Annotated in this window: 11 protein-coding genes; 7 read left to right on the top strand and 4 right to left on the bottom strand. The window is 62.7% G+C overall.

Translation table 11 applies throughout. The annotated features are described in order from the left end of the window. Nucleotides 1–2: 2 nt before the first annotated feature. On the bottom strand, nucleotides 3–1,142 hold the full coding sequence (locus QCE83_RS20135; RefSeq protein ID WP_309814835.1) for a Xaa-Pro peptidase family protein: 1,140 nt from the start codon (nucleotides 1,140–1,142) through the stop codon (nucleotides 3–5). Nucleotides 1,143–1,426: 284 nt separating this feature from the next. On the opposite strand from QCE83_RS20135, the gene QCE83_RS20130 reads away from it, so the two are divergent. Next, on the top strand, nucleotides 1,427–2,578 hold the full coding sequence (locus QCE83_RS20130; RefSeq protein ID WP_309815509.1) for a porin: 1,152 nt from the start codon (nucleotides 1,427–1,429) through the stop codon (nucleotides 2,576–2,578). Nucleotides 2,579–2,593: 15 nt separating this feature from the next. On the opposite strand, the gene QCE83_RS20125 is transcribed toward QCE83_RS20130, so the two are convergent. Further along, a complete protein-coding gene (locus QCE83_RS20125; RefSeq protein WP_309814833.1) occupies nucleotides 2,594–3,481 on the bottom strand; it encodes a LysR family transcriptional regulator in 888 nt (295 codons plus the stop codon). Between the two features lie 100 nt (nucleotides 3,482–3,581). On the opposite strand from QCE83_RS20125, the gene QCE83_RS20120 reads away from it, so the two are divergent. The 5 genes from QCE83_RS20120 to QCE83_RS20100 all read left to right on the top strand — a co-directional run bounded on the left by QCE83_RS20120 (nucleotide 3,582) and on the right by QCE83_RS20100 (nucleotide 9,873). Beyond that, complete coding sequence (locus QCE83_RS20120; protein WP_309814830.1) at nucleotides 3,582–4,916, top strand: MFS transporter; 1,335 nt, start codon at nucleotides 3,582–3,584, stop codon at nucleotides 4,914–4,916. Nucleotides 4,917–4,945: 29 nt separating this feature from the next. Further along, entirely contained in the window at nucleotides 4,946–5,659 is a 714-nt protein-coding gene (locus QCE83_RS20115) for a DUF1028 domain-containing protein (protein WP_309814826.1), read from the top strand. Nucleotides 5,660–5,752: 93 nt separating this feature from the next. Next, complete coding sequence (locus tag QCE83_RS20110) at nucleotides 5,753–7,918, top strand: TonB-dependent receptor (RefSeq protein WP_309814825.1); 2,166 nt, start codon at nucleotides 5,753–5,755, stop codon at nucleotides 7,916–7,918. Between the two features lie 169 nt (nucleotides 7,919–8,087). Beyond that, the gene (locus tag QCE83_RS20105) at nucleotides 8,088–9,488 is read left to right on the top strand and encodes an FAD-dependent oxidoreductase (RefSeq protein ID WP_309814822.1); all 1,401 of its coding nucleotides are present in this window, start codon (nucleotides 8,088–8,090) and stop codon (nucleotides 9,486–9,488) included. Nucleotides 9,489–9,576: 88 nt separating this feature from the next. Then, a complete protein-coding gene (locus QCE83_RS20100; RefSeq protein ID WP_309814818.1) occupies nucleotides 9,577–9,873 on the top strand; it encodes a DUF4148 domain-containing protein in 297 nt (98 codons plus the stop codon). A 24-nt stretch (nucleotides 9,874–9,897) separates the two neighbouring features. Here QCE83_RS20100 and QCE83_RS20095 read toward each other — a convergent pair whose 3' ends face one another. After that, complete coding sequence (locus QCE83_RS20095; protein WP_309814815.1) at nucleotides 9,898–10,869, bottom strand: LysR family transcriptional regulator; 972 nt, start codon at nucleotides 10,867–10,869, stop codon at nucleotides 9,898–9,900. A 91-nt stretch (nucleotides 10,870–10,960) separates the two neighbouring features. Here QCE83_RS20095 and QCE83_RS20090 point away from each other — a divergent pair, with 91 nt between their 5' ends. Further along, nucleotides 10,961–12,127, top strand: a complete 1,167-nt coding sequence (locus QCE83_RS20090; RefSeq protein ID WP_309814813.1) for a mandelate racemase/muconate lactonizing enzyme family protein — start codon at nucleotides 10,961–10,963, stop codon at nucleotides 12,125–12,127. A gap of 35 nt (nucleotides 12,128–12,162) precedes the next feature. Here the strand turns inward: QCE83_RS20090 and QCE83_RS20085 are convergent, their stop codons facing one another. Continuing rightward, a complete protein-coding gene (locus QCE83_RS20085) occupies nucleotides 12,163–13,125 on the bottom strand; it encodes a DUF1177 domain-containing protein (protein WP_309814810.1) in 963 nt (320 codons plus the stop codon). Between the last annotated feature and the right edge of the window lie 141 nt (nucleotides 13,126–13,266).

Genomic DNA, 13,266 nt, shown 5'->3' with positions numbered 1-13,266 from the left:
GCTCAGTGGGGCAAGCGGACGGGTTCGCCGAGAACGGGAATGTCGAGCGGCGCGAGACCATGCGTGAGGAGGCGGCAGCCGTCGGCGGTGATGACGACGAGATCCTCCGTGTGATAGAGATTGCCGTCCTGATCGCGCGTCATCGGTTCGATGTTGATGACCATGCCGGGCTGCAGCAGGATCTTCTCGCCGGGCCGGATCATCGGGCGCTCGTGTGCCTCAATGCCGAACGAATGCCCGATATGTGGCAACGAGCAGGGCAGGCCGTGCTTCTCGAAGGCATCGCGGCATGCGAAGTAGATGTCTTCAGCTGCGACGCCGGGGCGCATCTGGCCGATGGTGTCCCGCTGGATGTCGATCAGCGTGCGATACACCTCGCGATGATGCGCCAGCGGCTCACCCGTCGAACAGGTGCGCGCGACATCGCTTGCATATTGTCCGTAGGTCCCGCCGATATCCAGACGCAGGATCTCGCCGGATTGCGTGGCGTCGTCGGAAGGATGGTTGTGGACCAGCGGCGTGCGTGGGCCCGACGCGAGATGCAGATGCTGCACGCCGTTCGCGCCTTCGTCGAACATGCGCTTGATGATGCGGTTGGCGATGGTCCGGTCCGTGTCGCCGACACGGCTCTCTGCAAGCCCGCGCAGGATCGCGCCGTGTGTCTGCTTTGCGATCTTCTCCAGCAAGGCTATTTCCTGTTCCGACTTGATCGCGCGCACGGCCGCGACGGACTCGCTCGCGTCGAGCAGGCGCGCGTGCGGCAAGCCTTCCTGAAGGCGCGCGAACGAAGCCGCCGGCAGATAGTCGAGATCGAGCCCGAGCGTGGCGTGCCCGAGCTTCAATTCCATGAGGGTGTCGGCGAGTTCGTCGACGGGATCGTCGGCGAACTCGGTATAGCCGCGCACCTCCGTGCACCAGCCCTCTTCACGCACGAGACTCTCTTCGATTGAACAGACGATCACGCGCGCCCGGCCGTCGCGCGTCAGGATCATGTGCGCCTGGCGCGGCCGGATGGTCTTGATGGTCGTGACGAATGCGCCTGCGAGATAGGTGAAGTTCTCCGGGCTGGTGCAGACGATCGCATCGAACTTGCGGGTGTCCATCATGGCTTGCAGAGCACGAACATCGGGAAGCGTCTTCAAGGCAGTCTCCTGTGGGTGAAATCGTCATTCATTCTTCTTGGCGATAAAGCGCACGGCAATCAGGAAGTCATCGGCGTCAGCTTCGGAAATTCCTGACGATGCATGCTTCAGGTTTTGCCTGACGTACCCCCGGGAATTTCCAGTTTGAACTCTGGTTTCTGAGCATCAACACTGCGGCCTGCCGCGAATGTCGGATACGCGGCACGAGTCTGCGCCATCAAGCGCGCAGTCGAAGAACCTTCGTCAGCACGCAATGTGCTGGCGATTCAATCGGTCGAGTGATGATGAGATCAAGCGTGATCAGCGGGTGCGCGGCGGCGCTAATCAGCGTCGGCGCACAGGCGCAAAGCAGCGTGACCCTCTATGGCGTGGCGGACGACGGCCTCGTCTATGCAAACAATGCGGCAGGGCACGCGCAGTTTCAGATGAACAGCGGCAACATCATGGGAAGCCGCTGGGGATTGCGCGGAACGGAAGACCTGGGCGGCGGTCTTGCCGCGTTGTTCGTGCTGGAGAACGGCTTCAGCGTGGCGAACGGCAAGTTCGGACAGGGCAACGATGAATTCGGCAGGCAGGCTTACGCCGGACTCGCTTCGACGCAGCTCGGTTCATTGACCCTGGGGCGTCAGTACGATTCGGTGGTCGATTACACGGGGCCGTTCGAATCGGGCACGCAATGGGCGACGTCGTTCGGCGCGCATCCCGGCGATCTCGACAACATGAACAACTCGAATCGCGTCAACAATGCCATCAAGTACGCAAGCGCGAGCTTCGGCGGATTGAGCTTCGGCGGCGTGTATGGCGTGGGCGGTGTGGCGGGCGCGTTTCATCGCAATCAGGTCTGGTCGCTCGGTGCGCGCTATGCGGCCGGTGCGCTTACGGTGGGCGCGGCCTATCTCAACGTGTCCGATCCGAACTACGGGTTCTTCGGCAACAACGCGTCATCCAGCGCCACCGCGAGCAACATGACGTCGCGCGTGTACAGCGGCTATGCGTCGGCGGGGAAGCAGCAGGTGATCAGCGCAGGCGCGGCTTATGCCATCGGCGGATCGACGCTCGGGTTCACGTATAGCAACACGCAGTTCAAGGACCTCGGGAGCGAAGCGGTGAGCGGCGTTCCGGCCGCCGAAGGCAGCGCGCGCTTTCATAACGTGGAAGTCAACTACAAGATCCAGATCACGGCGGCGCTGCTGCTCGGGGCCGCGTATGACTTCACGTCGGGCTATGGCGTGAATCACGCGCACTATCACCAGGCGGTCGCGGGGCTCGATTACTTCCTCTCGAAGCGCACCGACGTGTATCTCACGGGCATCTATCAACACGCGAGCGGAACGGATTCCACGGGCAACCGCGCGGTCGCGAACATCAACCTGCTGTCCCCGTCCTCGACGCCATCGCAGGTCGCGGCCATCGCCGGATTGCGCGTGCGCTTCTAGTCACGATGGCGGCGCTCAATGCGCAGCCGCGATCAGGCAGTCCAGCAACGAAGCCGCCGTGTTGGGCAAGTCGACGCGGCGTTGCACGACGGCCGCGGTGTCGTACCCGACCCAGTCCTCGGCCAGTTCGATGATGCGGCACTGCTCCGGCGAGAAGCGCAGCGCCACGCGACGCGGCACGATGGCCACGCCGACGTTGTTGAACGCGAGACGGCAGATCGCATCGAGATTGCGCGCCCGCGCGCGATAGCGCATCGACGCGCCGAGTTCGCGGGCGCGAGCTTCGAGTTGTTCCTGCAGGCGGCTTCCCGGGCCCAGTCCGAGGAAGTCGAAGGAGAGGAGATCGGCGAACGTGCTGCGCGTGCCGAGCGTGTCCGCGAACTGCGGACCGCACAGTGCGACGAGCGTGTCCTGCAGCAGCGGGATGACTTCCAGCGCGCCGGTTTCGACGAAGTCGCCAATGATGCCGATCTCCGCCGCGCCGCTCGTCACCGCGAAGACGATGTCCTCGCTGTGCTGTTCTTCGATGATGAGGTCGGAGTTGGGGTTGTCGCTGAAGAAAGCGGGCGCGGCGTTCTGCAGGATTTCGGAGACGGCGTACGTGGTGGTGTAGAGACGCACGTTAGTGCGCAGGCGGCTCGTGAAGTTGACCAGGTCTTCGTTCATGAAGTCGACCTGCTTGAGCACCTTCACCGCGTGATGCAGCAGCACCCGTCCCGCTTCCGTGGGCACCACGCCGGAGCGCGTGCGCGAGAGCAGCGGCACGCCGACCTGATCTTCCATTTGCCGGATCCGTTCGCTGACCGACGCGACGGTGAGGTGAACGCGGGTTGCCGCTTTGGTCATGCTGACCGAGTCCACCACCGCCTTGAAGATGCGTAGATCAGAGACGTCGAATCGCATTGCGCTCCTTAGGAAAAACTTGAAGTCGTTTAACTTTTTCCCGATTGTACAAGCAATTTTGAGCCTCCAGACTTCGATGAAACGCCAGAATGGATCGAACATGAACACTGCAATGGATGCTGCCGACAAGACTCTCGGGACCGTGCCCCGCAAGGTATCGGGCACGGAAGTCATCGTCGCGACGACAATCGGCAACGCACTCGAATTCTTCGACTTCACCGCTTATAACTTCTTCGCCGTGCTGCTGGGCAAGCTGTATTTTCCGACCTTGAGCCCGTTGTTCCAGCTGGTGATGTCGACCGGCACGTTCGCCATCGGCTACTTCTTCCGGCCGCTGGGCGGCGTGCTGATCGGCGCGTATGCGGACAAGATCGGCCGCAAGGCCGCATTGACGCTCACCGTGGGCATGATGGCGCTCAGTTCCGCGCTGATCGGGCTTGCGCCGACCTATGAAACCATCGGCATCTGGGCGCCGCTCCTGATCCTGTTCTCGCGCATCCTGCAAGGCATCTCGGCGGGCGGGGAAGTCGGCGCATCGACGGCGTTGCTGGTCGAATATGCAGGCCCGCACCGGCGCGGCTTCTTCGGCAGCTTCCAGTTCGCGAGCCAGAGCCTGGGCATTGCGTTCGGTGCGATCGTCAGCGCGTTGCTGTCGCGCTATCTCGATCCGCTTGCGCTCGCATCATGGGGATGGCGCACCGTGTTCCTGATGGGCACCATCATCGCGCCGGTCGGCATCTACATTCGCCTGCGTATCAACGAGACGCTGCATGTCGGGGATACGGCGCAGCAGAAGCAGAAGCAGACGCAGACGCTAGGCGGCATCCTGCGCAGCCATGTAAAGGAACTCACGCTCGGCACGCTGCTGACCTTCGGCGGCACTTCGGCCAACTTCATCATCCTGTTCTCGCTGCCGATCATCGCGATGAAATCGCTCGGCATGTCACAGGCCGACGCGGTCCTCGCAGGCGTCGTGACGGGTATCGCCGGCTTTGTCCTCAGCCCGCTCGGCGGCCATGTGTCGGACATCGTGGGCCGCAAGCCGGTGATCTGGATCTCGCGCGTGCTGGTGATCGTCGCGGTCGTGCCGCTGTTCGTCTGGCTGAAGCACGATCCGACGCTCGCACGCCTGCTGGTCGTCGAAGGCGTGCTCGCGGCACTGGCCGCATTCGGCGGCGCGACCGCGATCGGCAGCATGACCGAACTGTTCCCGGCCTCCGCGCGAGCCACCGGCATGGCGATCATCTATAGCCTCGGAGTGGCGTTGTCGGGCGTGGTCGCGCAATTCGTGTCCACTTACTTCGTCGGCGTCAGCGCGGACATCATGCCCGCGGCGTGGTACGTCGTGATCTGCCTGTTCTTCACGAGCTTCGTGCTGTTCTGGCTGCCCGAGACGAAGCATTCGAAGGAAGCCGCCGATGCTGCGGCGGTCTGAAGGGTTGTTTCTCTGTTCAAGGAAAATCGATGACTTATAGCATTCTGGCCCGGTGCCGTGAAACGGGCCGCTTCGGCATGGCTATCGCAACCTACTCGGTGGCGGTGGGCCAATGGTGCGATGGCCTGCACCGTCATGCGGGCGTGACGATGAGCCAGGCGTTCGTGCGCACGACCAACAACGCGCTTGCGCTGAATCTGCTGAAGCTCGGGCATTCCGCACGCTACGTCACCGAGGCGCTGGTGCGCGATGACGATTTCGCCTCTTACCGGCAGATCGGCACGATTTCGGAGGACGGACGCGCCGCCTGCCACACCGGCGAACACACGCGGGGCTGGGCGGGGCATTGCGTGGGTGACGGCTTCGTGGCGATGGGCAACGTGCTGAGCGGAGAACCGGTGGTCCTCGCGATGGCGGAAACCTACGAGCACGGCACTGCCGAGCCTTTCGAACAACGCCTGCTGCGCGCGCTCGAAGCGGGGCGCGATGCCGGCGGTCAGAGCAACGGCAGCAGGCCGCTGGCGGAGCGCTCGGGCGCGCTGCTGGTGAGCGCATCGGACACGCTCGACGCCGTGAACATCCGCGTCGATCTTCATGAGCGCGCAGTGGATGAACTGCGGCGCGTGTATGCGTTCTGTAGTCAGTACGCGGACTACTATCGCTCGCGCGGCGTCCATCCGCCCGGTGCGCCCGCGCAGGAGGCGTTCGAACAGGAACGCGGCATCGCAGTGGCGAAGCTCTGAGACAGTTGTTTACAAACGCCTTCTAATTCGTCAGAATCGCGCTTCGCAAATGCGAATGGTTCGCATTTGCCGGGCTCGACAACTGGGGATTAGATGACTTCAGCAGCGCGCGATGCCGCCAGACGCGGCAGTTGGACCTTGCGGCCCTCGACTTGTGCGGTACTTCTGCTTTTCGCGGGCATCCGGCCGGCGCTGGCGCACGAGACCGCCGCATCCGCGCCTGCTGAAGCAACGCTTCCCGCCATCGCCGTGAAGGCCACGACCGACAGCGACCAGGGCCAGCACCTGCATGAAGATGTCGCCACCGGCGCGCTCGGCAACCGCTCGCAGCTGGACACGCCGTATTCGACGACCATCGTCACCGGCGAAGATCTCGCGGACCGTCAGGCCAAGAAGCTCGGCGACGTCTTCGCGCAGGACGCCTCGGTGTCCGACAACAGCAACCCGTACAACGCGTGGGCGAGCTACATCACGGTGCGCGGCTTGCAGCTCGACTGGCAGAGCGGCTTTCGTATCGACGGCCAGCAGATCAACGCCTACGGCATCACGATGCCCTACGAGCAGCTCGAAAGCGTGCAGTTGCTGAAGGGGTTGTCGGGCTTCATGTACGGCTTCGGCGCGCCCGGCGGCGTGGTGAACTACGTGACGAAGAAGCCGCCGGTCGGCGACAAGCGGATCATGAGCGTCGATGTCGGCTATGCGTCCACCAATGTGTGGAGCGAGCATCTGGACGTCGGCGGCCGCGTGGGGCCGGACAACATGTTCGGCTATCGCTTCAACGCGACGCATGAGGAAGGCAAGACCTATAACGACGGCAATATCCGTCGCGACTCGTTCTCGCTCGCCGCCGATGCGCGCCTCACCCGCGATCTCACCGCCACCTTCGGCGCGCTGTATCAGGAACGTCATGCGTCGGGCATCACCACCGCGATTTCGACGGCGCAACTGACGGGCGTCGGCAATGCGCTGCCCGTGCCGCTGAGCGGCGGCAGCAGCACGCTGGTCACGCCGGACCAGCATCTGAACACCAACTTGCAGATCTACACGGCGGGCCTGCGCTACAACCTTAACCAGGACTGGACGGTCACCGCGAGCTACAGCTTCAGCAAGAGCACGCGTTACCGCAACGAAAGCACCTTCTTTCTGACGGATCTGGCGGGCGATTACGACGACACGCGCTTCGAAGGCAAGGAAGGGCATCAGCTGAACCAGTGGCAGGTCATGGCGGAAGGCCTCGTGAAGACCGGGCCGTTTGCGCACCAGCTGGTGTTCGGTGCGTCGTATCAGAAGCAGACGAGCGACTACACGGCGAACTCGTTCTACGATCAGATCGGCACCGGCAATCTCTATCAGCCGAACGTCAATCGCTACGACAGCACCGGCTTCTACACGTACCGCAACGCGGATATCGTGCAGAAGGCGCTGTTCGCCAGCGACACCATCGCGCTGACATCGCGCTGGTCGGTGCTCGGCGGCGTGCGCTTCACGAACTACGAGCAGCACGGCTATGGCCTCGACGGCTCCACGACCTCGACCTATTCGAAGAACGGCGTGGCGACGCCTTCCGTCGCGCTGATGTACAAGCTCACGCCCGGCACGACGTTTTATGCGAGCTATGTCGAGTCGCTCGAGGCGGGCAACGTGGTCGGCACGACCTACGCCAATTCGGGCGCGGTGCTCAACCCGCTGCGCAGCAAGCAATACGAAGTCGGCGTGAAGACGCAGAACGAACGCTGGAGCGCGACGGCCGCGCTGTTCCGCATCGAGCGGGGCGCGCAGTACGCGAACAGCGACAACGTCTTCGTGGAAGACGGCGAGTCGGTGTTCCAGGGTGTGGAAGCCGGCACGGACGTGCGTATCGGGCGCGACTGGACCGTCGGCGGCGATGTGATGTGGATCGCGACGAAATACAAGAAGGGCTCGGACTTCGACGGCAATCGCGTGGCGGGCGCACCGGGCTTCGTCGCGGCGGCGCACGTGAATTACGCGGTGCCCGTCGTGCCGGGCCTCACGCTCGGCGCGGGCGCCAAGTTCACGGGCAATACCAGCCTGCGTCCGGCCGGCGACATCAAGGTGCCCGGCTACATGCTCTACAGCCTCGGCGCGACTTACACGACCCGGGTGGCGGGTCATACGGTCGGCGTGCGTGCAGCCATCGACAATCTGACCAATCACCGTTACTGGGAATACCAGTATGCGGACTATATCCAGCCGGGCGAGCCGCGCACAGTATCGGTGAATGCGCGGATGGAGTTCTAGTCACGGCTCGACTATTCGACTGATGTAAGGTGATCCGCCACTCCCGATTGAGACGATCGCGAGCGATTGTGAGCTTCTGAAGCATGTCACGCCGGGCGAGGTTCCTTAACATGGACTTCAGCCCGGCCGTGAAAGACGCCGGATCGTGGATGCTTGTCTGGAGTTCACCATGCAGAACATCGAGCAGGTCGAGTATCTGTTTCTCGGCGGCGGCAAGGGCGGCAAATCGCTTGCGACGGAACTGGCCAAGGCAGGCAAGCGCGTGGCCGTGGTCGAGCGTGGGATGATCGGCGGATCGTGCATCAACGTGGCCTGTATTCCCACCAAGGCGCTGATCCGCAGCGCGCGGGTCGCGCATACGGTGCGGCATGCGGATGCGTTCGGTGTCGAAGTGGGTGAGCCGCGCATCGACATGAAGCGCGTCAGCAGCCGCGTCAAGGGTGTGGTGGACGCGCTCGTCGATGTCAATCTCAACAGCTTCATCCAGGCAGGCTTCGACCTGATTCTGGGCGAAGGCCGCTTCGTCGGGCCGCGCAGGATTCACGTCGATCTCAACGATGGCGGCGTCCGCGTGCTCGAAGGCGAGCACGTGTTCATCAATACCGGCACGCATGCAGCCATTCCTTCCGTGCCCGGCCTGCGCGAAGCGGACCCGCTGACGCACGTCGAAGCCATTCGCATCGACGAGATTCCCGGGCATCTGATCGTGATCGGCGGCGGTTATATCGGGCTGGAAATGGCGCAGGCGTTCCTGCGGCTCGGCGCGCGCGTGACCGTCTTGCAGAAGGAACCGCGCGTGGCAGTGCGCGAGGACGCCGATGTCAGCGAAGCCATTGCCTCCGCGCTGAAGGAGGATGGCATCGATGTTCGCTTGAATGTCGAGATCGAGTCGGTGTCCGGGCATTCCGGCGATTCGCACGATCCGGTGCGCGTGAGGCTCGCGAACGGAGAACTCATCGAGGGCACGCATGTTCTCGCCGCGACGGGACGCATTCCGAACACGAAGGATATCGGGCTGGAACTCGCGGGCGTCGAACTCGACAGTCGCGGCTTCATCGAGGTGGATGAGCAGCTCCGGACCACTGCGTCGAACGTCTATGCGATCGGTGAAGTCGCCGGCACGCCGATGTTCACGCATGCCTCCTTCGACGACTATCGCGTGCTGAGCGCGCAGCTTCGCGGCGAAGCCAGAACCACGCGCGGGCGCGAAATTCCGTATGCTCTGTTCATCGAGCCGGAGCTGGGCCGTATCGGCCTGAACGAAACGGAAGCGGCGCGCAAAGGCATCGCGTACCGGGTCGCGAAACTGCCGATGGCAGCCGTCCCGCGCGCCCGCACCAACTCGGATACGCGCGGCTTCATGAAGGCGCTGATCGCGGCCGAGTCGGACGAGATCCTCGGTTTCACGATGTTCGGAAGCGAAGCAGGCGAAGTAGTGGCAACCGTACAGATCGCGATGCTCGGCAAGCTGCCCTATACCGTGCTGCGCGATGCGCCTATCGCGCATCCCACCTTGACCGAAGGCCTGAACCTGTTGTTCGCCACCGTACCGGCGCGCATCGCGAAGTAGCGGATAGCGGGTAGCGGGCACGTTGGCGCATTCCACGCTTATACTGCACGCGACGGTTTCTTCACCTCAAACGAACGGAGAATCAAACGTGAGAACCAGCCTGGCAAGCGTTGTTGCGTCACTTGTCATTGGTGCTGTCGGGGTATCGGCGGCTCCGCTCTCCTACGGTCAGGACAACGGTTCGGCCGCCACCAGCGCGGCCCCGGCCGCGCCCGCCACCAAAGCAGAAAAGAAGGCCGCGAGAAAACAGGCGCGCGCCAAGAAGAACGCCGAACTGAAGAAGCTGGAAGACGCGGGCTATAACCCCGGACGGGCCAATGACCCGAACTATCCGCAGGATCTTCAGAACGCCCAGAAGAAGCTGAACTCGGGTCAATCGCAGTAAAAGTGCACAGGCGGCCGGTTCGCGTCAGGCTTTCGCGCCGCGCGGACTGCGCCGCTTCCGTTCGCGCTGATCGACGCCGATATCCACCGGCGTGAACGGCGCCTGAAACCGGCTGACCAGGAAATCGATGAACGCCCGCGCCCGGGCCGTCTGGTTTCTCTGCCGCGCGTAGTAGACGAACAGATCGGCGGAAGGCAGGACGGTATTAGGCAGCACGAGATGCAGCCGGCCGCTCTGCACGTACTTCGCCAGGTCCCACTCGGACCGGATCAGAATGCCGTGGCCGTCCAGCGCCCAGCGCAGAACAATGTCGCCGTCATTGCTCGACAGCGCGCCCTTGACCTTGATCGCCTCGATGTGATCGTTCACGATGTAGCGCCACACACCGTACGCATCGTCGTTTTGCCGATGGATGATGCAGCGATGATTCGCCAGATCTTCAACCCGCTCCGGCCTTCCAACCCTGTCGAGATATTTCGGCGACGCACACAAAAAGCGGCGATTGCTCATGATGCGTCGCGCGCTCAGACGGCTGTCCGGTAATTCGCCGAAGCGGATCGCCATGTCGAAGGCGCCTTCGATCAGATCGACAGGCCGGTCGGTCACTTCAAACTGGACTTCGACGCTCGGGAATTTCTTCGCGAACTCCGACACGATCGGCGCAATCGCCGTCCGTCCGAAACCCAGCGTCGCGTTGATGCGCAGCAGACCCTGCGGGTCGCGCGTGGCGCCGGCGATTTCCTCTTCCATCTCGCGAATCTGCCCGACGATCTGCAACGCGTGGCGCAGATAGGTCTCGCCTTCCGGCGTCAGGCTCACACTGCGCGTGGTCCGGTTCACGAGACGCACGCCCAGCCGCTGTTCGATGACGCTGAGCCGCTTGGTGGCAGCCGGCGGCGACAGATCCAGCGCCCGCGCCGCGCCCGACAGGCTGCGAAGCTTCGCCAGCAGAATGAAGAACTCGAAATCGCTCGCGGATTGCGTTTCAGTATTCACTCGATGTGAAGAATGAAATGAATGGAAGTGAAGTTTAGCAGCGGTTTCCGGGGTTATGCTGGCCTCCCGTCGAATGCCCTGGAGCACGCATATGAAAATCGTAGAGATTCGCGAGAAAACCGTCCCGATCAGTTCGCCCATCCGCAATGCCTACATCGACTTCAGCAAGATGACGCTGAGTCTCGTCGCGGTCATCACCGACGTGATGCGCGACGGCAAGCCGATCGTCGGATACGGCTTCAATTCGAATGGCCGCTATGGTCAGGGCAAGCTGATGCGCGAGCGCTTCATTCCGCGCATTCTCGAAGCCGATGCCGCCGCGCTCGTGAACGATGCGGGCGATAACCTCGATCCGCACAAGATCTGGGCGACGATGTTCACCAACGAGAAGCCCGGCGGTCATGGTGAGCGGTCGGTGGCCATCGGCACGATCGACATGGCGGTGTGGGACGCGGTCGCGAAGATCGAAGGAAAGCCCTTGTTCCAGTTGCTCGCGGACCGCTATGGCAACGGCCAGCCGGACCGCAAGGTCTTTGTGTATGCGGCGGGCGGTTATTACTATCCGGGCCAGGACCACGGAAAGCTGAAGGACGAGATGCGCAGCTATCTCGACCGGGGCTATACGGTGGTGAAGAAGAAGATTGGCGGCGGGACGCTCGACGAGGATTTGCGGCGTATCGACTCGATCCTGAGCGTGCTGCAGGACGGGCAAAAGCTCGCCGTCGACGCCAACGGCCGCTTCGACCTCGACACGGCTGTGCGGTATGCGAAGGCGCTCTCGGAATACGATCTGTTCTGGTACGAGGAAGCCGGCGATCCGCTCGACTTCGAATTGCAGGCCACGCTGCGCAACTACTACGACAAGCCGATGGCAACGGGAGAAAACCTGTTCTCGATGCAGGATGCACGCAATCTGATTCGATACGGCGGCATGCGCGCGGACCGCGACTGGCTGCAATTCGATTGCGCGCTGAGCTATGGGCTCGTTGAATATCTGCGCACGCTGGACATGCTGCATCAACACGGCTGGTCACGCACGCGCTGCATTCCTCACGGCGGGCACCAGATGTCGCTGAACATTGCCGCGGGTCTGGGCCTGGGCGGCAATGAAAGTTATCCGGACTTGTTCCAGCCTTATGGCGGCTTTCCGGATGGCGTCAAGGTGGAGAATGGCTTCGTGACCATGCCGGATTTGCCGGGCGTCGGCTTCGAAGGCAAGGCGGATCTCATCGCTGAAATGAAGAAGCTCTCGGCCTGAGCAAGACCTCAGCGATGGTCACCGCCCACGCCGGTTCAGGCCACGTTGCCTTCGGTCTGGAAGACGCTCAGCGAACCATAGCGCTGCACCAGCGCGTCGTATTCGTTCGCGTCGTAGAACTGGCAGGTTCCCGATGTGAACGCCTTCGCCGTGGCGATGCAAAACTGCACGGCCTCCGCCAGATCCGCTTCATGATTGGCGTTCAGGGCCGCCCCGGAAACCGGCGACTCCGCTGTGATGGCGACGCCGACCACCGGCGCGGCCGTCGCGACGCTCGGCTGCATGATGCTGTTGAAGTGGCTGATGCCGTTGTCGTAAGGCGTGATGTCCTGGATGGCCAGCGGGAACGTGAACGCGTGGCGGCCGGTGGTGGCTTCCATGATGTCGATGAGATCGGCGCTCACTTTCAGCACGTAGCCGCTCTTCGCAGTGGGTGAAAGGGCGAAGCCGCGCTGCTTGCTGAGGTAGTTCGCCTTGGACGCGTCCACGGAAAGAATGGCGTCCATGTCGGCATCGACTTCATACTGGTTCATGGTGGCGTTCGACACCGGCAGCGCCATCATGGGCGGGGTCTTCGAGTTGTCGATATAGCCTTGCGGACTGATATGGAAGGTGACGATCACATCGCCGGGAAGGTCGTCGCCTTTGGCTTTCATGTCGGCGAGCTTGAGCGCCGCCGCGAGGCCGCTGATGGGACCGTCCGCGTCCGAGACCATGCCGATCTGCTGCGGGCGCGCGCCCGTGCAGCCGCTCCGGCCGTTGATGCCCAGCGTGGGCGACGTTCCGCCCAGGGTCTTGCCCGTGAGGCCGGGAATCAGCACCTTGACGAAATACGTGGTCCAGCTGGGCTGCGTGCCGGGCTGGTCGTCCGCCACGGCCGTGCTCGTCGCGACGACGCCCAGGCTTTGATAAGGGTTGAACAAGGCAACGGCGTCCGTGCCGGTGACAATCGCGCTATCCAGTAAATCGTAAGCCGTCAGAACCTGCGAAAGAGCCATTTGGATATCCTGATTGAATATGAATTCATTCGGACAAGAAGTGCAAAACGGATTTGCACGTTTTATCCGCGATTCAAATGCGAAGAAAACCCACCCATGCTCATGCAAGGGTGGGCATCAAGATAACGTATTGGCCGAAAT

The organism is Caballeronia sp. LZ034LL, from assembly GCF_031451215.1.
Taxonomy (GTDB): Bacteria; Pseudomonadota; Gammaproteobacteria; order Burkholderiales; family Burkholderiaceae; genus Caballeronia.
This window is presented reverse-complemented; position numbering and strand designations above follow the sequence as displayed.

Bases quoted from the DNA above. Each gene is read 5' to 3' on its own strand.
- QCE83_RS20110 (WP_309814825.1), top strand. From the start codon at position 5,753: ATGACTTCAGCAGCGCGCGATGCCGCCAGACGCGGCAGTTGGACCTTG.
- QCE83_RS20085 (WP_309814810.1), bottom strand. From the start codon at position 13,125: ATGGCTCTTTCGCAGGTTCTGACGGCTTACGATTTACTGGATAGCGCG.
- QCE83_RS20130 (WP_309815509.1), top strand. From the start codon at position 1,427: ATGAGATCAAGCGTGATCAGCGGGTGCGCGGCGGCGCTAATCAGCGTC.
- QCE83_RS20105 (WP_309814822.1), top strand. From the start codon at position 8,088: ATGCAGAACATCGAGCAGGTCGAGTATCTGTTTCTCGGCGGCGGCAAG.
- QCE83_RS20115 (WP_309814826.1), top strand. From the start codon at position 4,946: ATGACTTATAGCATTCTGGCCCGGTGCCGTGAAACGGGCCGCTTCGGC.
- QCE83_RS20120 (WP_309814830.1), top strand. From the start codon at position 3,582: ATGAACACTGCAATGGATGCTGCCGACAAGACTCTCGGGACCGTGCCC.
- QCE83_RS20125 (WP_309814833.1), bottom strand. From the start codon at position 3,481: ATGCGATTCGACGTCTCTGATCTACGCATCTTCAAGGCGGTGGTGGAC.
- QCE83_RS20090 (WP_309814813.1), top strand. From the start codon at position 10,961: ATGAAAATCGTAGAGATTCGCGAGAAAACCGTCCCGATCAGTTCGCCC.